20 protein-coding genes and 1 pseudogene are annotated in these 24,046 nt (G+C 74.1%); 9 read left to right on the top strand and 12 right to left on the bottom strand.

What is annotated here, in order from left to right; genetic code table 11:
- Nucleotides 1-34 precede the first annotated feature (34 nt).
- Both KZX60_RS04340 and KZX60_RS04335 read right to left on the bottom strand, forming a co-directional pair.
- The gene (locus KZX60_RS04340) at nt 35-2,896 is read right to left on the bottom strand and encodes a cation-translocating P-type ATPase (RefSeq protein WP_248115816.1); all 2,862 of its coding nucleotides are present in this window, start codon (nt 2,894-2,896) and stop codon (nt 35-37) included.
- An 85-nt stretch (nt 2,897-2,981) separates the two neighbouring features.
- The gene (locus KZX60_RS04335) at nt 2,982-3,854 is read right to left on the bottom strand and encodes an EamA family transporter (RefSeq protein ID WP_248115814.1); all 873 of its coding nucleotides are present in this window, start codon (nt 3,852-3,854) and stop codon (nt 2,982-2,984) included.
- Between the two features lie 102 nt (nt 3,855-3,956).
- Here KZX60_RS04335 and KZX60_RS04330 point away from each other — a divergent pair, with 102 nt between their 5' ends.
- Nucleotides 3,957-4,439, top strand: coding sequence for an SRPBCC family protein (locus KZX60_RS04330; protein WP_248115812.1), 483 nt, complete (start codon nt 3,957-3,959; stop codon nt 4,437-4,439).
- Nucleotides 4,440-4,555: 116 nt separating this feature from the next.
- Here the strand turns inward: KZX60_RS04330 and KZX60_RS04325 are convergent, their stop codons facing one another.
- On the bottom strand, nt 4,556-5,842 hold the full coding sequence (locus KZX60_RS04325) for an acyl-CoA desaturase (RefSeq protein ID WP_248115810.1): 1,287 nt from the start codon (nt 5,840-5,842) through the stop codon (nt 4,556-4,558).
- Nucleotides 5,843-5,910: 68 nt separating this feature from the next.
- Nucleotides 5,911-6,963: a ferredoxin reductase gene (locus KZX60_RS04320; RefSeq protein ID WP_248115809.1), complete on the bottom strand. Its 1,053-nt coding sequence runs from the start codon at nt 6,961-6,963 to the stop codon at nt 5,911-5,913.
- Nucleotides 6,964-7,047: 84 nt separating this feature from the next.
- Here KZX60_RS04320 and KZX60_RS04315 point away from each other — a divergent pair, with 84 nt between their 5' ends.
- Nucleotides 7,048-8,280, top strand: coding sequence for a PucR family transcriptional regulator (locus tag KZX60_RS04315; RefSeq protein WP_248115807.1), 1,233 nt, complete (start codon nt 7,048-7,050; stop codon nt 8,278-8,280).
- A gap of 126 nt (nt 8,281-8,406) precedes the next feature.
- Here the strand turns inward: KZX60_RS04315 and KZX60_RS04310 are convergent, their stop codons facing one another.
- The gene (locus KZX60_RS04310) at nt 8,407-12,159 is read right to left on the bottom strand and encodes an AAA domain-containing protein (RefSeq protein WP_248115805.1); all 3,753 of its coding nucleotides are present in this window, start codon (nt 12,157-12,159) and stop codon (nt 8,407-8,409) included.
- 247 nt (nt 12,160-12,406) lie between these two features.
- Here KZX60_RS04310 and KZX60_RS04305 point away from each other — a divergent pair, with 247 nt between their 5' ends.
- Genes KZX60_RS04305 through KZX60_RS04290 form a run of 4 tightly spaced genes read left to right on the top strand, consistent with a single transcriptional unit; the run spans nt 12,407 to nt 14,676 of the window.
- Complete coding sequence (locus tag KZX60_RS04305; RefSeq protein WP_248115804.1) at nt 12,407-13,099, top strand: excalibur calcium-binding domain-containing protein; 693 nt, start codon at nt 12,407-12,409, stop codon at nt 13,097-13,099.
- 39 nt (nt 13,100-13,138) lie between these two features.
- The gene (locus tag KZX60_RS04300; RefSeq protein ID WP_248115802.1) at nt 13,139-13,858 is read left to right on the top strand and encodes a class F sortase; all 720 of its coding nucleotides are present in this window, start codon (nt 13,139-13,141) and stop codon (nt 13,856-13,858) included.
- A 2-nt stretch (nt 13,859-13,860) separates the two neighbouring features.
- Nucleotides 13,861-14,415 carry a DUF1697 domain-containing protein gene (locus KZX60_RS04295; RefSeq protein ID WP_248115801.1) on the top strand — a complete coding sequence of 185 codons (555 nt, stop codon included), beginning with the start codon at nt 13,861-13,863 and terminating at the stop codon, nt 14,413-14,415.
- A gap of 57 nt (nt 14,416-14,472) precedes the next feature.
- The gene (locus KZX60_RS04290) at nt 14,473-14,676 is read left to right on the top strand and encodes a hypothetical protein (protein ID WP_248115800.1); all 204 of its coding nucleotides are present in this window, start codon (nt 14,473-14,475) and stop codon (nt 14,674-14,676) included.
- 81 nt (nt 14,677-14,757) lie between these two features.
- Here the strand turns inward: KZX60_RS04290 and KZX60_RS11970 are convergent.
- Both KZX60_RS11970 and KZX60_RS04280 read right to left on the bottom strand, forming a co-directional pair.
- Nucleotides 14,758-14,913 (bottom strand): annotated as a pseudogene (locus KZX60_RS11970) (GNAT family N-acetyltransferase); the annotation flags it as partial.
- A 29-nt stretch (nt 14,914-14,942) separates the two neighbouring features.
- The gene (locus tag KZX60_RS04280; protein WP_248115799.1) at nt 14,943-16,400 is read right to left on the bottom strand and encodes a metallophosphoesterase; all 1,458 of its coding nucleotides are present in this window, start codon (nt 16,398-16,400) and stop codon (nt 14,943-14,945) included.
- A gap of 262 nt (nt 16,401-16,662) precedes the next feature.
- On the opposite strand from KZX60_RS04280, the gene KZX60_RS04275 reads away from it, so the two are divergent.
- A complete protein-coding gene (locus KZX60_RS04275) occupies nt 16,663-17,427 on the top strand; it encodes a sulfite exporter TauE/SafE family protein (RefSeq protein WP_248115798.1) in 765 nt (254 codons plus the stop codon).
- A 63-nt stretch (nt 17,428-17,490) separates the two neighbouring features.
- Here the strand turns inward: KZX60_RS04275 and KZX60_RS04270 are convergent, their stop codons facing one another.
- The 3 genes from KZX60_RS04270 to KZX60_RS04260 are packed head-to-tail and all read right to left on the bottom strand — an operon-like array spanning nt 17,491 to nt 19,208.
- A complete protein-coding gene (locus KZX60_RS04270) occupies nt 17,491-17,667 on the bottom strand; it encodes a hypothetical protein (RefSeq protein ID WP_248115797.1) in 177 nt (58 codons plus the stop codon).
- Between the two features lie 44 nt (nt 17,668-17,711).
- Nucleotides 17,712-18,287, bottom strand: a complete 576-nt coding sequence (locus KZX60_RS04265; RefSeq protein ID WP_248115795.1) for an NADPH-dependent F420 reductase — start codon at nt 18,285-18,287, stop codon at nt 17,712-17,714.
- 42 nt (nt 18,288-18,329) lie between these two features.
- Nucleotides 18,330-19,208 (bottom strand): class III extradiol ring-cleavage dioxygenase, encoded by an 879-nt coding sequence (locus tag KZX60_RS04260; RefSeq protein WP_248115793.1) that lies wholly within the window; start codon nt 19,206-19,208, stop codon nt 18,330-18,332.
- 114 nt (nt 19,209-19,322) lie between these two features.
- On the opposite strand from KZX60_RS04260, the gene KZX60_RS04255 reads away from it, so the two are divergent.
- Entirely contained in the window at nt 19,323-19,805 is a 483-nt protein-coding gene (locus KZX60_RS04255) for a MarR family transcriptional regulator (protein ID WP_248115791.1), read from the top strand.
- 52 nt (nt 19,806-19,857) lie between these two features.
- Nucleotides 19,858-20,442: a GNAT family N-acetyltransferase gene (locus tag KZX60_RS04250; RefSeq protein ID WP_248115789.1), complete on the top strand. Its 585-nt coding sequence runs from the start codon at nt 19,858-19,860 to the stop codon at nt 20,440-20,442.
- A 96-nt stretch (nt 20,443-20,538) separates the two neighbouring features.
- On the opposite strand, the gene KZX60_RS04245 is transcribed toward KZX60_RS04250, so the two are convergent.
- Together KZX60_RS04245 and KZX60_RS04240 are read right to left on the bottom strand one after the other, a co-directional pair.
- On the bottom strand, nt 20,539-23,295 hold the full coding sequence (locus tag KZX60_RS04245) for a YhgE/Pip domain-containing protein (RefSeq protein ID WP_248115787.1): 2,757 nt from the start codon (nt 23,293-23,295) through the stop codon (nt 20,539-20,541).
- Nucleotides 23,296-24,045, bottom strand: coding sequence for an ATP-binding cassette domain-containing protein (locus KZX60_RS04240; protein ID WP_248115786.1), 750 nt, complete (start codon nt 24,043-24,045; stop codon nt 23,296-23,298).
- Between the last annotated feature and the right edge of the window lies 1 nt (nt 24,046).

The raw sequence follows: 24,046 nt of genomic DNA, 5'->3' as shown, positions 1-24,046 counted from the left end.
CCGGCCTCAGCGGCCCGCCGGGGCCGCCCCGTCCTCACGCCCCGCGGGCCCGCAGCACCAGCTTCCGCAGCTCGTCGAACCACAGCACCACGGAGGCCAGGCCGAGGCACATCAGCCACTGGCCGGCATCCAGCGCCGTGGTGCCGAACGCGGTCTGCAGGAACGGCACGTGCACCACGAGCACCTGGGAGACCACGCCGAAGGCGATCGCCGCCCACAGCCAGCGGTTGTGGAACATGCGGTGGAAGGCGGAGGCGGTCTCGGAGCGGGAGTTCAGGGCGTTGAAGAGCTGCGCGAGCACGAGCGTGGTGAACGCGCAGGTCTGGGCGTCCACCACGGTGCCGGAGCCGGCCAGCAGGCCGCCCGGGAGCTGGCTATCCAGGGCCAGGAGGGTGACCGCGGCCATCACGGCGCCGATCGTGAGGATCCCGCCCCACATGCGGCGGTCGATCACGCGGTCGGTCGCCCGGCGCGGCGGTCGGGCCATCACGTCGTCGCCCTCCGCGTCGATCCCCATGGCGAGGGCGGGCGCCGAGTCCGTCACGAGGTTGACCCACAGGATCTGCGTGGCCAGCAGCGGCACCACCACGCCGGTCCCATGCCCGGTCAGGCCGAGGAACCCCGCGAGCATCACGCCGAAGAACATGGTGAGCACCTCGCCCGTGTTGGACGAGAGCAGGTAGCGCAGGAACTTCTTGATGTTCTCGAAGATCACCCGGCCCTGCCGCACGGCGGCAACGATCGTGGCGAAGTCGTCGTCGGCCAGGATCATGTCCGCGGCCTCCTTGGACACCTCGGTGCCCGTGATGCCCATGGCCACGCCGATGTCCGCCTTCTTGAGGGCCGGCGCGTCGTTCACGCCGTCGCCGGTCATGGAGACGATGGCCCCGTCGGCCTGCAGCGCCCCGATGATCCGCAGCTTGTGCTCGGGGGAGACGCGCGCGTAGACGGCCACGTCCCGCACGGCGGCGCGCAGCTGCTCGGCGTCCATCGCCTCGAGCTCCGGCCCGGAGAGGGCGCGGTCGCCGGGCTCGGCGATGCCCAGCTCCTGGGCGATCCGCAGCGCGGTGGCCGGGTGGTCGCCCGTGATCATGACCACCCGGATCCCGGCGCCGCGGGCGGTGGCGACGGCGTCGGCGGCCTCGGCGCGGGCCGGGTCGATGATCCCGGCGGTGCCCACGAACACGAGCTCCTCCTCAAGGCCGCGCAGGGCCTCGCCGTCGAGGGTCCCGTCCGCCGCCCGGGCAGCCTCGAGCTCGGCGGGCTCGAGCCGGCGGTACGCCACCGCGAGGGTGCGCAGCGCCTGGTCGGAGAGCTCCTGCACGTCGCGCGCCGCCGAGGCGCGGTCGGGCTCCCCGAGCGCGAGCACCTCGTCACCCCTGCGCACGCGGGTGCAGTGCTGGAGCAGCACGTCCGGCGCGCCCTTCGCGACGAGCAGGGGGGCGCCGTCCCGCTCTCCGTCCGTCACGACGACCGACATCATCTTGCGCTCGGACGTGAACGGCGCCTCGGCCACCCGGGTGAAGCGCGCGGCGCGGGCCTCCTCGAGGCCGGCCTTGCGCTCGGCCACCACGAACGCGGCCTCCGTGGGGTCGCCCAGCACGGACCAGGCGCCGTCGTCGTCCCGGCGCACCTCGGCATTGGAGGCGAGCGAGCCGCCGCACAGCAGCGCGACGCCCTCCTCGCGCAGGGGGTGCGCGGCGTCGGCGGCGAGCAGGTCGACGCCGTCGTCCAGGAGCACGCGGCCCTCCGGCGCGTAGCCCACGCCGCTGAGGCGGGCCTGCCCGGAGGGGGCGCGGACGGCCTGCAGGGTCATCTCGTTGCGGGTGAGGGTGCCGGTCTTGTCGGAGCAGATCACGGAGGCGGAGCCCAGCGTCTCCACGGAGGAGAGGTTCTTCACGATCGCGTTGCGCCGGCTCATGGCCGTCACGCCGAGGGAGAGGACCACGGAGAGGATGGCGGGCAGCCCCTCCGGGACCGCGGCGACGGCGAGCGAGACGCCCACGATCAGCACGTCCACCGCCTCGCGCACGGAGTGGATGCCGCTCGTCATCGCGATCGCCGCCATCACCACCACCGCGATCCCGATGACGGCGATCCCCAGCGTGCGGCCGAGGGCGTCGATCTCCCGCGTGAGCGGAGTGGCCTTCTTCTCGGTGGAGCTGAGCAGCCGCGCGATGTGCCCCATCTCGGTCTCCATGCCCGTGGCGGTGACCACCGCGGTGCCCACGCCCTGCGTCACAGCCGTGCCCTTGTGGACCATGTTCGCCCGGTCGCCGAGGCTGACCTCGCCCGGGATCGGGGCCGGGCCCTTGCCGACCGGGGCGGACTCGCCCGTCAGCGCGGCCTCGGCGATGTGCAGGGAGGAGGAGGCGATCAGGCGGGCGTCGGCGGCCACGGAGTCGCCCTCGGCGAGCGCGAGCACGTCCCCGGGGACGACGTCGGCGGCCGGCACCTGCACGGTGCGGCCGTCACGGACCACCGTGGCCATCACCGCCGCCATCCCCTGCAGCGCGGCCACCGCGTCCGCGGCGCGCGCCTCCTGCACGTAGCCCAGGACCGCGTTGAACACGATGATCACGGCGATCACGATCGCGTCCACGGGGGCGCCGTGCGCGCCCTCGAAGAACCAGGCCACCACGGAGATCACGACGGCGGCGGCCAGCAGGTGGATCAGCGGATCGGCGAACTGCCTCAGGAATCGGCGCCAGGACGACTCGGCGGCCGAGGCCTCGAGCTCGTTGGCGCCGTGCTCCGCGCGGCGGCGGAGGACCTCGGCGGAGCTCAGCCCCACCTGGCCGTCCACGCCGAAGTGCGCGAGGGCCTCGGCTGCGGTGGTCCGCGTCCACGGGACGGGATGGGCGGTGGCGGTCGGCGTGCCTGGGTGGTCGGTCACGGCGCGGGCTCCCTCGGAAGGACCAGGTCACCGGCGGGCCGCGCCGATGACGGCGGATGTCTCGAGTCTACGGCGGCGGGCCCGGTCAGGCAGGCCGCCGTCGCAGCACCCGCGGCGTCGTCATGAGCCCGAGACCCACGCCGAGCAGGATGACCGCCGCCCCGAGTGCCTGCAGGGGGCTGAGCATCTCCCCGGCCACGGCGGCGCCGAGCAGGACGCCCGTCAGGGGGTTGAGCAGCCCCAGGATCCCGACCGTCCGGGCGGGCAGCGCCGCGAGGCCCCGGAACCACAGCACGTAGGCCAGCCCGGTCGCGATCAGGCCCATGTACGCGAACCCCAGGACGGCGGACAGGCCCAGGGGCGGTGGCGGGCCCTCCACGGCCAGCGCCACCGGTGCCAGCATCACGCCGGCCAGGGTCAGCTGCCACGCACTGAACGTCAGCGAGTCCACGGGCGGCCTCCACCGCTTCGTCAGCACGTACCCCAGCGACGACGTCAGCACGCCGGTCAGCGCGGCCGCCACGCCCATGGGATCCAGGGTGGCGATCGCGCTGCCGGCCAGCAGGGCCACACCGAGGATCCCGACGACGGCGCCGACGTACGCCATCAGCGGCGCTCGCTCGCGGAGCAGCAGGCGGCCCAGCACCACCATCACCAGCGGCCCGGAGGCCATGAGCGTGGCGGCCACGCCGCTGGGCAGGCGGGAGCCGGAGACGTACACGAGCACGAAGAACCCGCCCATGGTCAGGAAGGAGATCAGTGCGGACTTCCACCACCACGCCCCGCGGGGGAGGCGCCGGGTCAGGGCGAGCAGGATCAGCCCGGCCGGCAGGGCCCGGATCGCAGCGCCGGTGAGGGGCAGGTCCGCGGGCAGCCACTGCCGCGTCACCACGTAGGTGGAGCCCCAGAACACCGGGACGATCGCGGTGGTCAGGAGGAGGCGCAGCCGGGACGTCATGCTCACGAGGGTAGGGGGTGAGGAGCCGGGGTCGTGCGAGCGCTCCTCGCCCGCGTGCGGAGGGCATGGCCCACGGCGGCGGTGCACCCCTACCCTGACGCCATGGAGCACATCGACGAGACCGCCCTGCCCGCCCCCTCAGAGCGCCGCGCGTCGGCGAGCCGGGAGGTCGCCGCCCCGGCCGGCGTCGTCTTCGAGCTGATCGCCGATCCCGCGCGCCAGCCCGAGTGGGACGGCAACGACAACCTCTCTGTGGCCCGCCCGGACCAGCGCGTCACCGCGGCGGGCGACGTCTTCGTGATGACCCTGACCAAGGGTGAGGACCGCGAGAACCGCGTCGTGGAGTTCGAGGAGGGCCGCCTCATCGCGTGGATGCCCGGGATGCCCCGCGAGGAGCCGTTCGGCCAGCTGTGGCGCTGGGAGGTCGAGGGGATCGGGGATCAGCAGCGCTGCCGCGTCACCCACACCTACGAGTGGGACCGCCTCACCGACCCGAAGCGCATCCCGCGCGCGCTGCGCACCGGCCCGGAGCAGCTCGGCACCTCGATCGACCGCCTCGCGGAGCTCGCCGAGCGTCAGGGCTGAGCGGGGCCGGATCGCACGAGAGGGACCGGATCTGCGTCCAGGACGCAGATCCGGTCCCCGTGTTCCGACCGGGCGGGGAGGTCCCCGCCCGCCCGGCCGTCGGGGGAGTCAGCCGATCACGGCAGGGCGAGCCGGAACACCTTCTTCCACGCCGAGCCGACCTGCTTGTGCAACGGCCCCGTGGTGTAGGGCAGGCCGTAGCGCCGGCAGATGTCCTGGACCTTGGGTGCCACCTCGGCGTACCGGTTCGAGGGCAGGTCCGGGAACAGGTGGTGCTCCACCTGCAGGGAGAGGTTGCCGGTCATGAAGTGCATGAGCTTCGAGCCGGAGATGTTGGCGGAGCCGATCATCTGGCGCACGTACCAGTCGCCGCGCGTCTCGCCCTCCACCATCTCCTCCGTGAAGGTCTCCACGCCGTCGGGGAAGTGTCCGCAGAAGATCACCGAGTGCGCCCAGATGTTGCGCAGCACGCCGGAGATGAGGGTGGCCTTGACCGCGGCCCTGCCGGAGCCGGTGAGGGCCTCGGCCACGATCGGCGTGGCCAGGTAGTCCTTCGCGGCCTGGCGCGAGGCCTTCACGGCCACCGACGCCAGGTCCCGGCGCATCTCCGCCCAGGACTTCTCTCCGGCCTGGAACTTGGACAGCTCCAGGTCGTACAGGGCGATGCCCCACTCGAAGATCGGGGCGAGGGCCGCGTTGAGGACGGGGTTGAGGAGGTGGCGGGGCTGCCACGGCTCGGACTCGTCCATCCGGAGCAGGTTGTAGCCCACGTCCGTGTCCTTGCCGATGACGTTGGTCCAGCGGTGGTGCGCGTCGTTGTGGGTGTTCTGCCAGGCCGACGACGGCGTGACGAAGTCCCACTCCCACGTGGTGGAGTGGATGTCCGGATCGCGCATCCAGTCCCACTGGCCGTGGAGGACGTTGTGGCCGATCTCCATGTTCTCGATGATCTTGCCGGTGGTCAGCATGGCGATGCCGGCGACGAACGCGGCGCGGTTCTTCGCGTTCAGCAGCAGCGTGCGTCCGCCCACCTCGAGCCAGCGCTGCAGGCGGATGACGCGGCGGATGTAGGCCGCGTCCTTCGCGCCGCGGCGGGCGAGCACGTCGTCGCGGATCGCGTCGAGCTCGCGGCCCAGCTCGGCCACCTGCTCGTCGCTCAGGTGCGCGGCGGCCGGCGGGCGCACGGTGGGGCCGCCCTCGGTGGCCAGCATCCCGGGGCGGGCCTTCGGCGCGGCCCTCTTCGCGGCGTCGGCCTCGTCGCCGCGCGGGGCCCAGCTCGTGGTGTCCGGGCGGTCGTCGGGGAGGACGCGGGCCTGCCGCCCGCGGACGGTGGTGCCCGGGATCGCGAGGGCGGGGTCTGCGGGGGCGGTGGCGCCGGCGGGGCGGGGGAGTGTCTGGGTCACGGTGGTCTCCTGACGGTTCGGGAGGCGATGGATGGATGTCGAAGGGGCCGGGAGGGGGCCGGCCGGGCTCACACGGCCAGGCTCACGGGCCCGGCGGCCGCGCTCACGCAGGTCTGGATGAGCTCGCCGGGGTCGCCGTGGACCTCGCCCGTGCGCAGGTCCGTGACCTGGCCGGAGCGCAGCGGAGTGAGGCAGGCGTGGCAGATGCCCATGCGGCAGCCGCTGGGCGCGGCCACGCCGGCGTCCTCCGCCACCTCGAGCAGGGGCACGTCGCCCGGGGCGTCCGCCTCCACGTCCGAGTGCTCGAAGGTCACGCGCCCGCCCGCCCCGGCGACGCCGGCGGTCAGGTCCGCGCGGAAGCGCTCGATGCGCAGGTCCTCGCCGGCGTGCGCGCACCACAGTGCCTCCGCGGCGTCCAGGAGGCCGGCCGGGCCGCACGCGTACGCGGCCCGCTCGCGCCAGTCCGGGCACAGGGCCTCGAGATCGGCGGGGGTGGTGAGGTCCAGGCGCCCGTCCGTGGCGGTGTAGCGGTGGTGCACCGTCAGGCCGGGGAACTGGTCTGCGAGCTCGGCCAGCTCCTCGCGGAAGAGCGCGTCCTCCGGGGTGCGGGAGGAGTGGATCAGCACGACGTCGGCGTCGGCCCGGCGTGGCACGAGCGTGCGGATCATGGACATCACGGGCGTGAGGCCCGAGCCGGCCGTGAGCATGAGCAGGGGGCGCGGCTCCTCTGGAAGCGTGAAGTCGCCCTCGGGCAGGTCCAGGAAGAGGACGTCCCCGGGCTTGGTGCCGCGCACCAGGGTGCCCGAGACCACCCCGATGTCCGAGACCGTGATCTCCGGGTCGGCGCCGGCAGGGGCGGAGAGCGAGTAGGAGCGCCACTGGCGCACGCCGTCCACGTCCACGCCGATGCGGGCCCACTGGCCGGCGTCGTGCGCCGTCCAGCCCGGTCCGGGGCGGAAGGCGATCGTGGCGGTGCCGGCGGTCTTGCGCGTGACGGCCGTGACCACGCCGCGCAGCTGGCGCGACGAGCGCACGGGGTCCAGCAGTCCGAGCACGTCCTCGGGGGTCAGGGGATGCAGCAGCACCGAGGCGATGCGGGTCAGCAGGGTCGGTCCGGCCATGGCCCAAGCGTATGGCGGGACACGCTGTGTTTCTTCTCGCTGGACGTACGATCGAGGGACGTTCTTCATCATGAGGAGACAATGATGAGCCAGCCCCCCGCCCCCTTCCCCGATTCGTCCCCCGCCGTCGTCCACCCTGGCCTGACCAGCGACGACGGCGAGTGGAGCCCCCCGTGGCAGTCGCTGCCCGCCGACCTGCCCGAGAAGCTCGCGCCGGCCCTGCCGGCCGTCATGGCGCGCATGATCCAGGACGTCCCGGATCAGATCCCGGCCTACGCCGAAGCCCGGGACGGCAAGTACGGCCGCAACCTCTCCCACGGGGTGCGGACCGCATTCGAGCAGCTCATGCGCCTGCCCGGCACGGACCTGCCCGCCCTCAACGACGACTCCCGCGCCCTCATGGCCACCCTCGGCGCGGGGGAGTTCCGGGAGGGCCGCAGCATGGACGCCCTCCTCGGGGCGTACCGCACGTCTGCGCGGATCGTGTTCCGTGACCTCTCGGCCGAGTGCGCGCGGCAGGGGATGGACATGTCCGTGGTGATCGACCTCGGCGAGTCCATCTGGGCGTACATCGACGAGCTCTCCTCCGTGAGTGCGCAGGCCTATGCCCAAGCCCAGTCGGCCCAGGCGGGTCTGCTCGAGCTCTACCGCTCCGACCTCGCCTCCGCGCTCATCCGCGGCGGCGCGGAGGAGAAGGAGGTGCAGCGCCTCGCCGCGCTCGCCGACTGGCGCCTGCCGCGCCGTCTGGCCGTCGTGGTCCTCCCGGCCGCGGCCGGCGCGGACGTCCGCCACCGCCTCGGCCGCACCGGCCTGGTGGTCGAGCGGGAGTCCGAGGTGGTCGCGGTGGTGGACGCCCTGCCGCCCCGCGTCCGGCGCGAGCAGATGCTGCGTCTCCTCGCGGGCACGGCGGCCGTCGTCGGTCCGGCGGTGGAGTGGGGCCTGGCGCCGCACTCGTACCGGGTGGCGCGCACGCTCGCGGTGCAGGGCCGCGGCGGCACGGGGGATCCCGTGCTGGCCGAGCACCACCTCGCCCGCGTCGTGCTGGGAGCCGAGCCCCGCGTGGTGGCGCAGCTGGCCGGCCGGGTGCTGGCGCCGCTCGAGGGCGTGACCGCGGCCAAGCGCGAGATCCTCGAGGCCACCCTGCTCTCCTGGCTCACGCATTGGGGTCAGCGCGCGCCGATCGCCGCGGAGCTGGGCGTGCATCCGCAGACAGTGGGCTACCGGGTGGGACGCCTGCGGGAGCTCTTCGGGGACGCGCTGGACGACCCGGACGCCCGGTTCGACCTCGAGCTCGTGCTGCGCGCGCGGCGCCGATGAGACGGGCGCCCCCGCCACGGTGCACGCGCCCGGCGGCGAGGCGGTCGACCCGCGCTTCCCCGGGAACCGCTGAGCCGGAGCCCCGGCCGGGGCCGACGGCATCTGAGCCTGCGGGGACACGCGCCGTCACCCCGCGTCGTCGGCCGCCACCGCCGCCTCGAACGCCGCCACCGTCTTGGCCACCTCCGCATCCGCGTCCGCGAACCAGTCCGTGCTCCAGATGCGGTGGAAGCGCCAGCCGCGGGCCTCGAGCATGGACTGCCGCAGGCGGTCGCGCTCCCGGGCGGTGTGGCCGGAGTGGTACGAGGCACCGTCGGCCTCGATGGCCAGCACGTGCCGCCCCGGCTTCTCCGGATGCCGCGCGGCGAAGTCGATCCGGTAGCCGCCCACGCCCACCTGCGCGTCCAGGCTCAGGCCGGCCTCCTCGAGCCGGCGCTGCACGTCCAGTTCGAACGGGTTCAGCGCGATCCCGCCGCTCGGCCCGCCGGTCAGCCGCGTGCCCCCCGAGGCCATGAAGTGCAGGAACCGGTGCATCAGCTGGAAGCCCGCGGAGGAGTGCCCGTCCGCGGGGACGTCGTCCGGGCTGAAGCTCGTCACCAGGGTCATGCGGCGCTTGGCGCGGCTGATGGCCACGTTGAGGCGCCGTTCGCCGCCCTCCCGCAGGAGCGGGCCCCAGAAGTAGCGCAGCCGCCCGTCCGCGCCCTTGCCGTAGCCCACGCTGAGGATGACCGCGTCCCTCTCATCGCCCTGCACGCGCTCGATGGCCTTCACGAACCACGGCTCGTCCGTGCGCGCGTTCAGGGCGCGCTCGAACGCCGGGTCCTCGGCCATGGCCTGGAACAGCGCCGCCTCGATCCGCGCCTCGTGCTTCGCGCCGAACGCGATGATGCCCAGGCTCTCCCCGGGATGGCGGCGCACGTGCTCGCGCACCAGCTCGACGACGGCGGCCACCTCCGCCTCGGGGCTGTTGGCGGAGCCGTTGATCCCGGGGCTCGCGGGCACCTCCACGTGCCGCACGGCGTCCTGGGCGTCCGCGGCCGGGAAGGTGGTGAGGCTGCGGTGGTAGACGTGCTCGTTGGAGACGGCGATGAGCCGCTCGTCCCGCGAGCGGTAGTGCCACTGGAGGCCGCGGCTCTGGCCGGCCAGCAGCCGGTCCATGGCCGCCAGGATGGACTCGGCGTCCTTCGTCAGGCTCCCGGCGCGGGGCCGCGCGTCCCGACGGCCCTCGCTGCCGCGCCCGTCCAGGGCGACGTCCTCGTCCTCGTCCTCGGACGCGTCCTCCATGACCTTGGTGAAGAACTCGGTGGGCGGCAGCTGGCGGCTGTCGCCCGCGACGACCGCCTGGCCGGCGCGCAGGAGGGCCGGGACGGCGTCGGCGGGCCTGATCTGGCTCGCCTCGTCGAAGACCACCACGTCGAAGCACCGCTCGGCGGGCAGCAGCCGGGAGACCTGGAGGGGGCTCATGGCCCACACGGGCGTGGCGGCCCGCATCACGTGGGGGGAGTCCTCGAAGAGCTGGCGCACCGGCCGCACGGTGCGCTTGCGGGTGATCTCCGTGACCAGGCGGGCGTACTCCTCCCCGTGGGCGTCGATCTCCCTCTCGAGGTGCTCGGCCGCGCGCCGGCGCACGCGCGTGGCATTGGCGGCCAGGTGCGCGACGTCGGCCGTGCGGTACGCGCGCGCCGCGCGGTCCAGGTCCGCGCCCCGCAGGCCCGCGAGGCCCGGGCTGCTCAGCTCGGCCTCCTCGAGGAGGGAGCGCAGCACGGCCCAGCGCAGCAGGAGCCCGGGCTCGGCGTCGAGCGGCTCGCCCGAGGACAGCCGGGTCACGAGCATCCGCACGAACGGGTCCAGGCCGGCCGCGGCCAGGGCGGCCCGCGCGTCAGCCGAGCGGACGAGCGCGCTGGCCCGGCCGCCGTCGGTGAGCCGGGCGAGGCGCCTCTGGAGCTCCTCCAGGCCCAGGCCCTCCAGGTCCATGCCCTGCACCGCGGGGGCGAGCTCGCCGAGCAGCGCGCGCACCTCGGCGAGGGCGGCCTCGGCCTCGGCGGTGGCGGGCGCGGCCGAGGGGGCTCCGCTGCCGCGCCACTGGGAACGCAGGTGCCCCGCCTCGGCCAGGAGGGCGGCGTGCTCCTCTCGGGGCACGCCCTCGAGGACGTCGCGCGCGCGGCGCTTGAGGCCGCGGCGCCGCCAGAACCCGACGTCCTCGCCACCCCCGACGGCGGCGGCGAGCTCCTCCACGTCCGGGGCGTGCACGAGACCCGGCACCCGCCGCTCGAGCCGCGCGGCACCCGCGTGCAGCCCGACGACCCACGCGGCCTGCTCGAGCGTGGCCGGGGCCGGATAGCCGGCGGCGCGGGCCAGCGGCGGCATCAGGTCCGTCAGGCCGACGAGGCGCTGCTGCAGCTCGAGCACGCGGCCGCGCAGCCGCTGGGCGTCCTCGCGCGTCCGCAGGGCGTCCGGGCGCCAGCCGGGGGCGGTGCGCCAGGCCGGGCTCAGGGCGCCGAGCTCATGCAGCTCGTCCAGTGCCGCGGCGTGGCGGTCGAGGTCGCCGGGCGCCCAGTCGCCGAACGCGGAGGCGGGGAGGCGGAAGGAGGTGCGGGCCGCCGTCGGGATGCCGGCGGTGCCGGTGCGCAGGGCGCTCACGCTGATCCCCCAGCCGTGGCGCGGCTCGGTGAGGGCGTCCTTGTGCGCCACGAGGCGGTCACGGGCGGCGGCGAGCCGACTGTGGAGGGCGACGTCCTCCGGGCCCGTGTCCTCCTCCGGCCGCTCGAGGGCGGCCTTCAGCTGCTCGGCCACCAGACGCCGCGAGCCGTCCGCGGCGAACAGGTCCAGCAGCAGGTGGGAGAGCCCCACGTGGTCCAGGCGGTCCAGGACGGCGGTGATGGCGGCGCGCTTCTGCGCCACGAACAGCACGCGCTTCCCCGAGGCGATCAGGGCGGCGATCAGGTTGGCGATCGTCTGGCTCTTGCCCGTGCCGGGAGGGCCCTGCACCACCAGGTTCCGCCCGGCGAGTGCCGCGTTGACCACGTACGACTGGCTGGCGTCCGCGTCCAGCACGAGGTACTCGGAGTCCACGGGCGCGTAGTCCGGGGACGAGGGCTCCACGGGCACGCCCGTGGCGGCCGTGCGAGCGCCGCGCATGGCATCCGGCTCGCCGGCGAGGGCCCGGACCAGCTCGGAGCCGGCCAGGGCGTCCAGGTCCGTGACGTCCGCGACCATGGGCTGCTTCTGGTACGAGAAGGCGGCGAGGACGGCCTCCTGCATCACGGCGAAGCCCTCGACGTCCGCGGCCAGCGCGTCCAGCCGGGCGAGGCTCACGCGCATCCCCTGCTCGGGGCCGAGGTCCTCGAGCGGGGCGAGGAGGTCCTCCTCGGCGATCTCGGCGCCCGCGTGCGCGAGCACGTGCAGCAGCACGGTGTTGACCTGCACGTCGTCCGTGAGGGTGAGCGTCCAGCCCTCCCCGGCGCCGCGAGTGCGCTCGATCTGCAGCGGGCGCAGCAGCACGGGCGCGTGGGGCCGGGGGGCGGTGTCGGACTCGCCGAGCCAGGTGGCGAAGCCGACCGCGAGGTGCGTGACCGGGACGCCGTACTCCTCCACGGCCTCGCGCTGCCGGCGGTGCAGCTGGGTGCAGGCGCGGTGCGCGGCGGCGTGGGCGTCCGCTCCCGGGAAGAGCTGGGAGAGGCGGACGGCGCCGCCCGCGAGCAGGGCCGTGTAGGCGTCCGGCGCGGCCTGGGCCAGGTCCACCGTGGCGGCCGTGCTGCGGAAGTGCAGCAGGCGGTTGGTGCCGCCGACGTCGATCAGCGCGTCACGCCACTCGTCCGCGGCGCGCTGCAGCAGCTCCCGGTCCGCCGGGGCGTGGGGGTCGCGCGTGTCCATGTCCATCCAGGCAGGCTACTGACGGGCCGGACACGTTAAGGCCCTGACGCGGCCGGGAGCTTCCCAGGTCAGACGGTGGATGTGATGACGAGCACAGGAAGCGGCGGTGTGCGCGAGGCAGCTGATCGGAGCCTGTGCGGCACCCCGGCTGTCGAATGGATATCCCTGGAGGGATCGGCTTGAATGCGAGATGTCGCCCCCGCCACACGACGGCATGAGGGACGGCACCCGCCACGATCTCGGAGGAATCCCGATGAAGAAGCTCGCCACCGGCGTCACGCTGACCGCCGCCCTCGGTGTGTCCCTGTTCGCCGCCGCCCCGGCCACGGCTGCGCCGTCCTATGCGAACTGCCAGGAGGTCTACGCCGCGAACCTCTCCCACATCACTCCGGACACCCCCGGCTTCCGCAAGGGCCTTGACGGCGACGGGGACAAGGTCGCGTGCGTGAACCCTCCCAAGGGATCCAGCACCCACAAGTGGACCCCTGCGACGAAGCCGTCCGCCAAGCCCGCTCCTGCCCCCACCGCCTCGCACGACCCGCGCGACCAGGCGAAGCCGGACGCCGCGTACACCCACGCCGACTGCGAGGACGCGTGGGCCGCCGGCAAGGGCAACATCAAGGAGTCCTCGGACCTCTACCACGACGACCTGGACTCCGATCAGGACGGCATCGGCTGCGAGATCGACGTGGCGACCGGCATCAAGGTCGAGGGCCGAGAGAGGGCCGCCGCCGAGGAGATCGCCGCGATCAAGGCGTCCGCCGCCAAGGAGGCCGAGCCCACCGAGGAGGCCGAGGAGAAGCAGGTCACCAAGGTGCCCGTCGGCGCCGCGGACACCGGCATCGCCCCGGAGTCCGATCCCGCCGCCGCCCTGGCCGTGGGCGCGCTGGGCCTGGCCGCCGTCGTCGGCGCCGGTGTGGCGACCCGCCGTCGTGCGCAGGCCTGACACCGGCACCCCTCCCTGCGGATCCCCTACGCTTCGCGCATGACCGGATCCCCTGACGGCCGCCGCGGGCGCCTGTGGGCGTCCGCGGCGGCCGTGTCTCTCCTCGTCACGGGCTGCTCGACCCCGTCGGCCTCGCCGACCCAGCCCGTGCCGGCGACGAGCGCACCCAGCCCGTCCACCTCGTCGTCCTCCCCGCACTTCGCCGACGTCCGTGAGAGCGCGTATCGCCGTTCCCTCTCGTCCTCCGGCGACGCGCCGCCGTCGACGGCCGCCGCGGAGGAGGGCGCACCCGACGCGCTGCCCGCGTCCGAGCCCGTCTCCGTCTCCGCCCCCGAGATCGGCCTGGACTCGGAGCTGCTGCATCTCGGCCTGCGCGACGACGGCGCCCTCGAGGTCCCCTCCGGCGACCCGGGGACGCCCGCCGCGTGGTACATCCATTCGCCCACGCCCGGAGAGCGCGGTCCCGCCGTGCTGCTCGGCCACGTGAGCGCGTACGGCAACAGCGACGGCGTGTTCCGCCGCCTCTCGGAGCTCGAGCCGGGGGGCGTCGTCTCGGTGGAGCGCGAGGACGGCACCACTGCCGTCTTCGAGGTGGACCGCGTCGAGGAGTACGGCAAGGATGACTTCCCCACGGACGAGGTCTACGGGAACACCGAGCGCCCGGAGCTGCGCATGATCACGTGCGACGGCTACAACCCGTGGACACGGACGTTCGAGGACAACCGCGTGGTCTATGCCCACCTGGTCGAGGCGCGCTGACCATGGCTGCCCCGACGACGCTGGGCGACGTCCACGTGCTCCTCTGGCGGGGCATCAACGTGGGCGCCCACCGCCGCATCCCCAAGGTGGACCTCATCCGCTGGACCGAGCAGGCCGGCGGCACGGACGTCCGCACGGTCCAGGCCAGCGGCAACGTGATCCTGACGCTGCCCGCCGGCGCGGACCCGGCCGCCGTCGCCGCCTCCGTGTCCGCCGCGGCGCGGGCTGAGCGGGACATCGACGTGCCGGTGATGGCGACGTCGCCGGCTGAGCTCCGGGAGGCCCTCGCCGTGCTCGAGGCGCAGGACTGGCCGGAGCAGGAGCCGAAGGCGGTGCAGCTCACCCTGCTGGACGCGGTCCCGGACCCGAGCCGGGCGGTGGCCTTCGCGGCCTTGGACCCGGGGGAGGACCGCGCGGTGCTCGTGGGCCGGTTCCTCTGGATCCGCCACGCCACGACCGTGCGAGACTCGCCGCTCACGCTGACTCGGATCGAGCGGACCCTCGGCGTCGTGGGCACGGCCCGGAACCTGGCGACGGTGCGGATGCTGGCGTCCTGACGCCGCGGTGTCATACGCTCTCTTCCTCCACCGCCAAAACTGCAAGGAGAGACTCGCATGGCACATGAGACCCCCGAGGCCCTGGCCGCCGGAGAGACCTACCTGCTCCACGTCCTGGAGACGTCCACGCCCCCCGGCAACCCGGAGGAGTACAGCGTCACGGACGCGGTCGAGGACCACTACAAGGCGACCGGCTCCTATGACATCGAGGCCGCCGGCCTGGAGAAGGCCAAGGAGCTGCTCCAGCGCCACGCCAAGTGAGCTGACTCCATGGGTGAGCCCCCGCCGTTGAGGTGGGGGCTCACCCATGTCCTTCCGAGGGCCGTCCCCGCCGATCTTCTCCGTCACCCGCCGGGACGCCGTGTTCTCCGGGTGGATGTCCGCGACGAGCTCGGCCCTGCCCAGCGCGTCCCACGTGGGGTCTCGGCAGGCTGCCGCGGCCTCGGCCGCGCAGCCGCGCCCCTGGAGGTCGGCCCGCACGTGAGAGCCGACCTCGAGCCGCTGTCTCCCGTCGACCTCCTACCAGGTCAGGTCGCTCGTCGAGACTCGCCCAGGATCCGGGGACCCTCCGCGGGTCGCCCCGGCGGGGTCACGGTCAACGCAGGTGTGCGAGCGCCTCGGCGGCCTCCCCGCTGGTCGGCGAGGATGCCGGTCAGGTCCACGCCGGTGCGGTCTCGGACGAGGGCGACGGCGTCGCCACGGGTCAGCATGCGCTCCGGGTGCGCCACGGGGGTCGGCTCGACGGGGGCCGGATCCACGGGCGTCGTGGTCTCCGCGCGGGAGGTGAGCCCCTGGTTCTGGGCGAGCGGGCGGTCCACCATGCGGGTCTCACCGAGGCAGCCGAGGAAGCCGGACTGACGCTGGCCGTCGTAGGAGCCGGCGCCGAACACCCAGCGCTGCGCCTCGTCGTGGGCGATGCCCACGGTCTCCGTGGCGACCGGGGCCTGGGAGTCCACCACGGAGAGCTGGACATCGCGGAGGTTCGAGAAGGCCCAGGCGAAGGGGGGCTCATCGCCCTCGGTTTCCACATAGCCGGGGAGGTTCTCCCGCTGCCCGTCGCGCGTCAGCCACCGCATCCAGGCGTTCTCCTCGGGCGTGAAGTCCGGGTCGATCTTGATGAACGCCTCGAGGGTGAAGCCGTTCGGGAAGGTCTCGTCGTTCACGTCCGCGCCGTCGGCGGTGGTGAAGTAGCTGGCCGTGTTGCCGGTGCGGCCGGCGTCGTCGAAGCACACCTGCTCGGTGGCACCGTGGTGATGGCCGTTGAGGGTCAGGAACACCTGGTCGTTGGGCGCGATGACGTCGTTCCACAGGCGCTCGCCGTACGCCGAGGACAGCTGCTCGCCGGTGGCCTCGTCCACGTTGAGGATCTGGTGGCTCGTCAGGATCGTGGGGACGCCCGGGTGGGCGGCGATCACGCGGTTCGCCCAGTCCAGAGTCTCCTGCTGGGACTGCCACGAGATGGCCAGCACCAGGAAGGTCGTCCCGTCCTGCGCCACCAGGTGAGCCTCCGAGGCGCCTGAGGGGTCGCGCTCCAGGAAGGTGGACTGCTGCGCCGCGGGCTCGGCGGAGAAGTGCGAGACGTAGGTCTCGTAGGAGACGGCGTCAGTGTCCGAGGCGCCGGCGCCGACGTCGTGATTGCCGGCCAGCACCGAGTACGGGGCGCCGGCCTGCTCCAGCACGGACATGGCCTCGTCCGCCACCGCCCACTCCTCGGGCGGGTTCGCGCGGTCCACCACGTCACCGAGGTGCATCGTGAAGGCGACGTCGTAGGCCTGGTCGTTGTCCGCGATCCACTGCGTCCGGGCCAGGAAGGGCTCCGAGCCGTAGTGGGTCATGTACGGGTCTCCGGTCCCGGCGGTGGCATAGCGCGAGTAGAACTGCGTGTCGGGGAGGACGCTGAACGAGATGCGATCGGCGGGCGCCGCCAGCGAGGAGTCGGTCGTGGCGGGCGCGTCGACGCGTCCCGAGTGGTCACGACACGCCATCTGCGGGAACGGGATGCGGCGTGTCGTGACCACCCTGAGGGCTGGGCTGGGCTGGGCTGGGCTGGGCTGGGCTGGGCGGGGCGGGGGCGGGGGTCAGCGGGTGAGGAACGCCTCGAGGCCCGCCAGACGCCCGGGGAAGCGGCCGTGCACGCCGCCAGGGCCCCGTTCGCTCTCGGGTCCTGGGCGACGCGCTCACCGGTCACACGGTGGTGGGCGAGTCGCTCGTCGAGACTCGCCCAGAATCCGGAGGAGACTTCTGCCCATGGGACTCGACGCCGGCACGCTCACCATGGCCCTCGTCGTGCTGCTGGCCATCACGGTCGGCGGCGCGCTGCAGCGGATCAGCGGCATGGGCGTGGGCATGATCGCCGCGCCGACCCTCTCGATCCTGCTCGGCCCCGTGGCCGGCGTGACGATCTCCAACGTGGCGGCCGTGATGTCCGCGGCCATCCTCTTCGCACTCCTCCACAGGCACGTGGACTGGGCGCGCTTCGTCCGCCTGGCCCCCCTGCTGGTCTGCGGCTCGTTCCTCGGTGCCTGGGCGGTGCGCTCCCTCGAGCCGCACGCCCTGGAGATCCTGCTCGGCGCGTCCGTGCTGGTCGCGATCGCCGCCGCCCTCGGCCTCCAGAAGCGTTTCACCCTCACCGGCAACGGCGCGGTCTTCGCGTCGGGGGCGGTGGCCGGCTTCATGAACACGACGGCGGGCGTCGCCGGTCCCGCGCTCGCGGTCTACGCGGTGGCGGCCAAGTGGGATCAGAAGTCCTGGGCGGCCACCCTGCAGCCGATCTTCCTGCTGGCCAACCTCACCTCCCTCGCCACGAAGTCGCTGTTCGGCACGGCGGTGCCCCCCGACGTCGACGTGCCCGGACTCGTCTGGGCGGTCGCCGTCGTCGCCGGTCCCGTGGGGATCCTCCTCGGCTCCCGCGTCGCGCGGAGCGTGGACGCCTCGAAGGCGCGGACCCTGGCCGTCTGCCTGGCCGGCGTCGGGGGCACGGTGGCTCTGGTGCGGGGCCTGTCAGGGATCTGATCGGCGGCGCCGACGGTCGCCGCCGCTCCCACCTCCGGCTCGTTCCAGGGCCTGCTCCGCGCGTCAGGGCGAAGCGGTCGACGACGGTGCGGCCGACGTCGGGCCCTCCCCGGGGGCGGCGGCGCCGCCGGGGCCGAACGCGAGGAGCGCGCTGACCAGGACCACGAGCGCGAGCATGGCGCCGAGGGCGGCCAGTGCAGCGGCCGCCGGGGAGGGCCGGCGCATGGACGAGGGGCTCACGCCGTCAGTGTGGCATGAGCCCCTCGGCCCGGGGGCCTGCAGGGTCAGCGCACGGTGGCGAAGCCGCCGGTCCAGCCGATCCTCTCGGCGGCGGCGAGCGTGAGCTGCAGGAAGCCGACGGCCTCGAGCTCGCGGGCGCGCTTCAGGGCGCCCGCGTCGATCGCGTTCAGGCCGCCCGAGGTCACGACGTCGGCCAGCGCGGACTTGGCGTCCGCGTCGTCACCGGCGATCAGCACGGTGGTGGTCTGGTCGCCGATTCTCCCGGAGGAGAGGGCGGCGGCGAAGGTGGTGTTGAAGGCCTTGAGGACGCGTGCGTTCGGCAGGGCGTCGGCCACCTCGGCGGCGGCGGAGGAGTCCGCGGGCACCTGCAGGGAGTCGAAGGTGTCGAAGTCCAGCGGGTTGGTGATGTCCACGACGACCTTGCCCTCGAGGGCGGGGGCGTACGTCGTGATGACGTCGGAGAGGGCCGGGTAGGGCAGGGCCAGCACGACGATCTCGCCGGTGATGTCCGCGGCGGTGCCGTCGCGGCCGATGAGGGTGACGTCGTGACCGCCGCGGCGGGCGACCTCCGCGATCGCGGTGCCCATGGTGCCGTCGCCGATGATGCTCAGGGTGGTCATGAGGGGGTACCTCTTCCTTTCGGGGGGGTGGAGCGCTCCGGGTCAGTCGACCTGGAACGAGCGGATGTGGTTGCTGAACACGAACCGGTCGAACACGGTCCGGGCGCTCGAGGGGTCGTTCGCGGCGCCCATGGTGAGCAGCAGCGGCACGTAGTGGTCCGCCGTCGGGTGGGCGATGCGGGCGCCGGGCGCCTTGTCCAGGTAGCCCATGAGCGCGTCGACGTCGCCGGCGTGGGTCATCTCGGCGGCCCACGTGTCGAAGGCGTCCACGTGGCCGAAGAGGCGCGGGTCGCGCATGGCGGCGAACGAGTGCGTCATGAAGCCCGAGCCGATCACGAGCACGCCCTCCTCGCGCAGCCCCCTGAGCCTCTCTCCGAGCTCCAGCAGGGCCTTCGGGTCCTGCGAGGGCATGGACACCTGCACCACGGGCACGTCCGCGGCCGGGTACATGGCCATGAGCGGGATGTACGCGCCGTGGTCCAGGCCGCGGCCGGTCTGGTGCACGGAGCTGGGGCGGCCCTGGCCGAGCACGCCGGCCACGCGGGCGGCCACGTCCGTGGCGTCCGGGGTGGCGTACCGCAGCTCGTAGTAGCGCGGGTGGAAGCCGCCGAAGTCGTAGACCAGCGGGGTGCCTGCCGTCGCCGAGGAGATCGCCACGGGTGCGTCCTCCCAGTGGGCGGAGACGATCACCACGGCCCGCGGCTTGGGCATGGACTGTGCCCAGTCGAACAGGTCCGCGAGCCACTGCGGCTCGTCGAGGGTGGGCGGCGCACCGTGGCTGACGAACAGCGTGGGCATGCGCCCGTCGCTGGGCTCCCAGCGCCGCTGGGCGCGGGTCATCGGCAGGGCGCGGGCGAGCAGGTCGTCGTAGGCGCCGGCGGGGGTGGGCTGGGCCCAGGGATCCTGGATGGTGGCGGTCATGGTGTCCTCCTGGACGACGACGGGGCGTGGTGCTTCATCCGTTAATGAACTGTAGGCCGCAGGCACTTCATAGTGCAAGTGATTGGTCCGTCGGCCGCGGGTACGATGGGCTGCATGGCGGATGACACGACACCCTGGCTGGACGACGAGGAACGGCGCGCGTTCCTCGCCCTGATGAGCGTGGTGCTGCGCCTGGACCCCACGCTGGACGCGCAGCTGCGCCGCGACGCCGGCCTCAGTCACTTCGAGTACTCGGTGCTCTCCCACCTCTCCGAGGCGCCCGAGGGGACACGGCGCATGGGGGAGCTGGCGCACCTCTCCGCCGGCTCCCTCCCACGGCTCTCCCAGGTGGTGACGCGTCTCGAGAAGCGCGGCCTCGTGCGCCGCAGCCCCGACCCTCGGGACGGGCGCGTCACGTTGGCGACCCTCACCGCCGAGGGGCGCGAGGTGGTGGTCGGTGCGGCGCCCGGCCACGTGGCGGAGGTCCGCCGCACCGTGCTGGACCCGCTCACCCGTGCGCAGGTGCGTCAGCTCGCCGTGATCGGGCGTCGCATCATGGGCGCGATCGACCCCGAGGACCGCTGCCTCGAGGAATGAGCCCGGCGTCTCGCCAGGGCCTCGGCCCAGCGCCTCGGGTACCGTCCCCCGCATGACCGCCGACCCTGATCCGACGCCCGAGCCGACCGTCCGCGCGTCCTCCGCTCCCGTGACCGTCCGCCCGGCCGTCCCCGGCGACGCCGCGGCCGTCGCGCGCGTGGCCGCCGCGACGTTCCCGGACGCGTGCCCGCCGACCACCACGCGGGAGGCGATGGACGAGCACATCGCCGCGCAGCTGAACGCGGACGTGATCGGTGGCTGGATCGCCTCGGCCGACCACGCGGTGGCCGTGGCCGAGGACACGGCCGGCCGCGTCGTGGGCTACGCGATGACGGAGCTCGCCCCGGCCGCCGAGCCGGCCGTGGCCGCCGTCGTCGGGGACGCGCCCGTCGGCTGCCTCTCCAAGCTGTACGTGCTCGCGGAGGCGCGCGGCACGGGCGTGGCGGGCGCCCTCATGGCCGCCGGGCTGGACGCGATGCGGGCCCGCGGCCTGGCCTACGGCTGGCTCGGCACGAACGTGCACAACCACCGGGCCAACGCGTTCTACGAACGGATCGGCTTCCGGATCGTGGGGGAGCGCACCTTCCGCGTGGCCGGCCACGCCGAGACGGACTTCACCCGGCTCATCGCGCTCTGACCCGCTCCCGACGCCGCCTCCCCGACGTCGACCCACGACGTCCCGTCCCCGTCGCCCGCGCCGGGACGCGCGCCCGGGGTCCCGGGCGCGCGCCTCTCACTTCTCGAGCGCGGGGTGCAGGTCCTTCATGCGGAACCGCTGGCGTCTCCGGATCACGAGCACGTCCAGCACGACCAGCACCGCGCCGAGGGCAATGAGCACGGCCATCGGGCCCCAGTAGTGGGAGTCCAGGCCGCCGGAGATCGCGTGCCGGAACGCCTCGATCGAGTAGCTCATCGGCATGAACGGGTGCAACCAGCGGAAGAACCCGGGCAGCACCTGGGCCGGGTACGTGCCGCCCGTGGAGGCCAGCTGCAGGATCAGCAGGACCAGCAGGACCGCGGAACCGGGCGTGCCGAGGGCGGTCTGCACGAGGTGGGCGAACAGCGAGAACACCACCGCCACCACCGTGACCAGCAGGACCAGCCGCCACGGATGCACCGGGGCCATGCCCATCGGCAGAGTCGCCAGCAGCATGATCATCCCGCCCGCGGTGGCCACCAGCCCCACCGGCAGCCAGGCCGAGAGGGCGAGGGCGAGGGGATTGCGGCGGCCCGCGAGCATGCGTCCGCTGATGGGGCGCATGATGTTGAAGGCCGCGATGCCGAAGACCCAGAGGGCGATCGAGAAGAACATCGGCGCCATGCCGCGGCCGTAGACGTCGGCCGGGTTCTGCACGTCCATCGTCACGTCCACGGGGCGGGACATGACCAGGGCGGCGTCCTCGCCCTCGTCCTCGGAGAGCGCCGGGACCCGGTCGGCGCCGTCCTGGAGCTCCGTGGCGAGCGTGTGCGCGCCGTCGTCGAGGGATCCCAGGCCGTCCCGCAGCTGGCTCGAGCCGTCCTTGAGCTGGCCCAGGCCGGCGTCCAGGTCGCTGGCTCCGGTTCCGAGCTGGCCCAGCCCGTCGTCGAGGCTGCCGGCCCCGTCGGCCAGCTGGCCGACGCCGTCCGCGAGGCTCGCGGCACCCGGGCTCAGCTGCGCCAGGCCGTCGTGCAGCGCGGTGGCGCCGTCCTGCGCCTGGCCGAGCCCGTCGTCGAGCGCGGTGGCGCCGTCGGAGAGCTGGGTGAGCCCGTCGGAGAACTTCCCGACGCCGTCGGCGAGGCTGTTCGCGCCATCATGGGCCGTGCCGAGTCCGTCGCTGAGCGTGCCCGCGCCGTCCTGCAGCTGTCCGATGCCGCCGTCGAGGGCGGTGGCGCCGTCGGAGAGCTGGGTGAAGCCGTCGGAGAACCTCCCGACGCCGTCGGCGAGGGTGTTCGCGCCCTCGCCGGCCTGCCCGATCCCCTCCTGCAGGGAGCCGGCACCGTCGGCGACGGCGTGGGCGCCGTCGTTGAGCCGGGTGATCTTGTCCTTCGCGTCGCCGGCCACGTCCTCCTGCACGGCGGACTGCACCCGATCGTTCGCCGCCGCCGCCGTCTCGGCGATCTCGGCGGACCGGGCCTCGATGCGCGCGGAGCGCTCGGCGGCCGCGGCCAGGGTCTCGGCCAGCGCGGTGTAGCCGGGCTGGTCGGCGATCTCCGGGTTCTCCTCGGCGAGGGCGGCCAGCTGCTCCTGGGCCGTGCCGACGGCGCCCGAGACGCGGGTCTCCGCGGCCCCGGCGATCTCGTTCAGCCCTTGCACGTCCTGGTTCACGGCGGCCACGTCGGCCGCCACCGCGTCCTGGTTCTCGATCACGGTGTCGAGGCGGGGCGCCACGGTGTCGTAGAGCTCCTGGGTGCCCCCGGCCACCTGCCGCGCGCCGGCCGTGAGCTCGGCCGAGCCGGCGCCCAGCTCGTCGAGCCCGCCGGCCAGACTCTGCGCGCCCTCCCGGAGGGTGGGCACGTTGGCGTTCAGCTGGTCCGCGCCGTCCGCGAGCGCCGCGGAGCCCTCGCGCGCGGAGGCGAGGCCGTCCACGAGCCGGCTCGAGCCGTCGTCGAGCTGCGCCAGCCCGCCGGCCAGGCTCTGGGCGCCCTCGCGCAGGGCGGGAACGTTGGCGTTGAGCTGGCCGGCGCCGTCGGCGAGGGCGGCCGAGCCGTCCTTGGCCTGGGCCACGCCCTCGGCGAGCCGCGCGGAGCCCTCCTCGGCGGAGGCGGCCCCGCTGGCGACGCGGTCGGCGCCGTCCTTCGCGCTCCGGGCGCCGTCGGCGAGTTGGGCCGAGCCCTCCTTGGCCTGGGCGACGCCCTCCACGAGCCGGCCCGAGCCGTCCTTGGCCTGGGCGAGCCCGTCGTCGATGGACGTGGCCCCGTCGCGGGCCTGCTGGGCGCCGTCCGCCAGCTGGGCGGCTCCGTCGGCGGCCTGCACCATCCCGTCGCGCAGGGTGGCGATGTTGGAGAAGACGGCCTTGAAGTAGGCCTCGACGGCGGCCTGGTCCACCGAGTTCTCGATCTTGGACTGGCTCGAGGCGGTCACGGACCCGATCACGAAGCCGTTGGAGTCGTCCCGGCGCAGGGTGATCTGCGCCTGCTCCGGCGATCCGACGTCGTCGCTGGGGCTCACGAGGTCGGCGCTGAGGTCCTCCGGGATCTCGAGCACGAGGTAGTAGCGGCCCTCCCGCAGGCCTTCCTCGGCCTCTGCGCGCGTGGTCTCGTGCCAGTCGAACGCGCGGTCCTCCACGAGCTCGCGGGTGACGTCGGCGCCCGTGGTGAGGGTGCGGCCGTCGTACTCCACGGGCTGGTCCTCGTTCACGATCGCCACGGGGAGGCGGTCCATCCGGCCGTAGGGGTCCCAGTTGGCGGAGAGGTAGAGGGCACCGTAGATCGCGGGCACCAGGAGCACGAAGATCAGGGCGAGCAGGGGCAGCCCGGCGCGGAACCGGCGCAGCTCATAGCGGAACAGCATTCAGTCCTCCAGGGAGGGGGTCAGGGGGAGCACCACGGCGCCGCGGGGGACCGCGGAGGAGGTGAGGGCGCTGACGGCGAAGGGGTGTCCGAAGTCCCCGAGGGTCTCGAGGGCGGTGTAGACGCGGGCGAGCTGCGCGTCCGTGAGCGTGGCGTCGACGTCGTCGTAGGCCACGAGCCGGGCGGGGCGCAGGCACGCGAGCAGCGCGGTGAGGACCGTGCGCTCCGGTGCCGGGAGGTGCCCGACGGGGGTGCCGGGGTCGGCCTCGAAGCCGACGGCCTCGCTGAGCCGGGCGAACCGCGCGCGGCCGTCCCGGCGGCGGATGCCGTCCGTGAGGATCCGCTCCTCGAGCGACTCGCGGACGGTGAGGGTGGACTCGAGCTCGACGAGGTCGCTGACGTGGGCCACGGCCGTGGCCTCGCGCAGGCGGTGCGCGTGGCGGACGCCGTCGATGCGGCCCAGGGTCAGCTCCCCGTCCACGCCCTGGAGCCGGCCCGTGAGGGCGAGGAGCAGGGCCGAGCGGCCCGAGCCCTGGGTGCCCAGGACGGCGAGCGGCGTGTGGGCGGGGAGGTCCAGGTCCACGGGCGCGAAGACGGTCCCGTTCCGGGTGCGCAGGGTCAGGCCGCGGGCCACGAGGTGGTGCTGGGCGGCGCGGGCGGCGACCCGCCGTGCCGGCGGGTCGAGGGGGGTGGGGGTCGCGGGGATCAGGGCGGGCTCCTTCGAGGGTGCTTTGCCGTGCTGCGCGGGCATC

This window comes from Micrococcus sp. EYE_212 (genome assembly GCF_023147585.1).
In the GTDB taxonomy this organism is placed as follows: domain Bacteria; phylum Actinomycetota; class Actinomycetes; order Actinomycetales; family Micrococcaceae; genus Micrococcus.
Note: the sequence above shows the minus strand (reverse complement) of the source record. Positions and strands in the feature narration are given on the sequence as shown.

Coding starts and splice junctions, on each gene's coding strand:
- KZX60_RS04240 (WP_248115786.1), bottom strand. CDS start 24,045: ATGCCCGCGCAGCACGGCAAAGCACCCTCGAAGGAGCCCGCCCTGATC.
- KZX60_RS04275 (WP_248115798.1), top strand. CDS start 16,663: ATGGGACTCGACGCCGGCACGCTCACCATGGCCCTCGTCGTGCTGCTG.
- KZX60_RS04295 (WP_248115801.1), top strand. CDS start 13,861: ATGGCTGCCCCGACGACGCTGGGCGACGTCCACGTGCTCCTCTGGCGG.
- KZX60_RS04280 (WP_248115799.1), bottom strand. CDS start 16,400: ATGGCGTGTCGTGACCACTCGGGACGCGTCGACGCGCCCGCCACGACC.
- KZX60_RS04335 (WP_248115814.1), bottom strand. CDS start 3,854: ATGACGTCCCGGCTGCGCCTCCTCCTGACCACCGCGATCGTCCCGGTG.
- KZX60_RS04305 (WP_248115804.1), top strand. CDS start 12,407: ATGAAGAAGCTCGCCACCGGCGTCACGCTGACCGCCGCCCTCGGTGTG.
- KZX60_RS04265 (WP_248115795.1), bottom strand. CDS start 18,287: ATGACCACCCTGAGCATCATCGGCGACGGCACCATGGGCACCGCGATC.
- KZX60_RS04255 (WP_248115791.1), top strand. CDS start 19,323: ATGGCGGATGACACGACACCCTGGCTGGACGACGAGGAACGGCGCGCG.
- KZX60_RS04245 (WP_248115787.1), bottom strand. CDS start 23,295: ATGCTGTTCCGCTATGAGCTGCGCCGGTTCCGCGCCGGGCTGCCCCTG.
- KZX60_RS04250 (WP_248115789.1), top strand. CDS start 19,858: ATGACCGCCGACCCTGATCCGACGCCCGAGCCGACCGTCCGCGCGTCC.
- KZX60_RS04310 (WP_248115805.1), bottom strand. CDS start 12,159: ATGGACATGGACACGCGCGACCCCCACGCCCCGGCGGACCGGGAGCTG.
- KZX60_RS04315 (WP_248115807.1), top strand. CDS start 7,048: ATGAGCCAGCCCCCCGCCCCCTTCCCCGATTCGTCCCCCGCCGTCGTC.
- KZX60_RS04260 (WP_248115793.1), bottom strand. CDS start 19,208: ATGACCGCCACCATCCAGGATCCCTGGGCCCAGCCCACCCCCGCCGGC.
- KZX60_RS04290 (WP_248115800.1), top strand. CDS start 14,473: ATGGCACATGAGACCCCCGAGGCCCTGGCCGCCGGAGAGACCTACCTG.
- KZX60_RS04300 (WP_248115802.1), top strand. CDS start 13,139: ATGACCGGATCCCCTGACGGCCGCCGCGGGCGCCTGTGGGCGTCCGCG.
- KZX60_RS04320 (WP_248115809.1), bottom strand. CDS start 6,963: ATGGCCGGACCGACCCTGCTGACCCGCATCGCCTCGGTGCTGCTGCAT.
- KZX60_RS04330 (WP_248115812.1), top strand. CDS start 3,957: ATGGAGCACATCGACGAGACCGCCCTGCCCGCCCCCTCAGAGCGCCGC.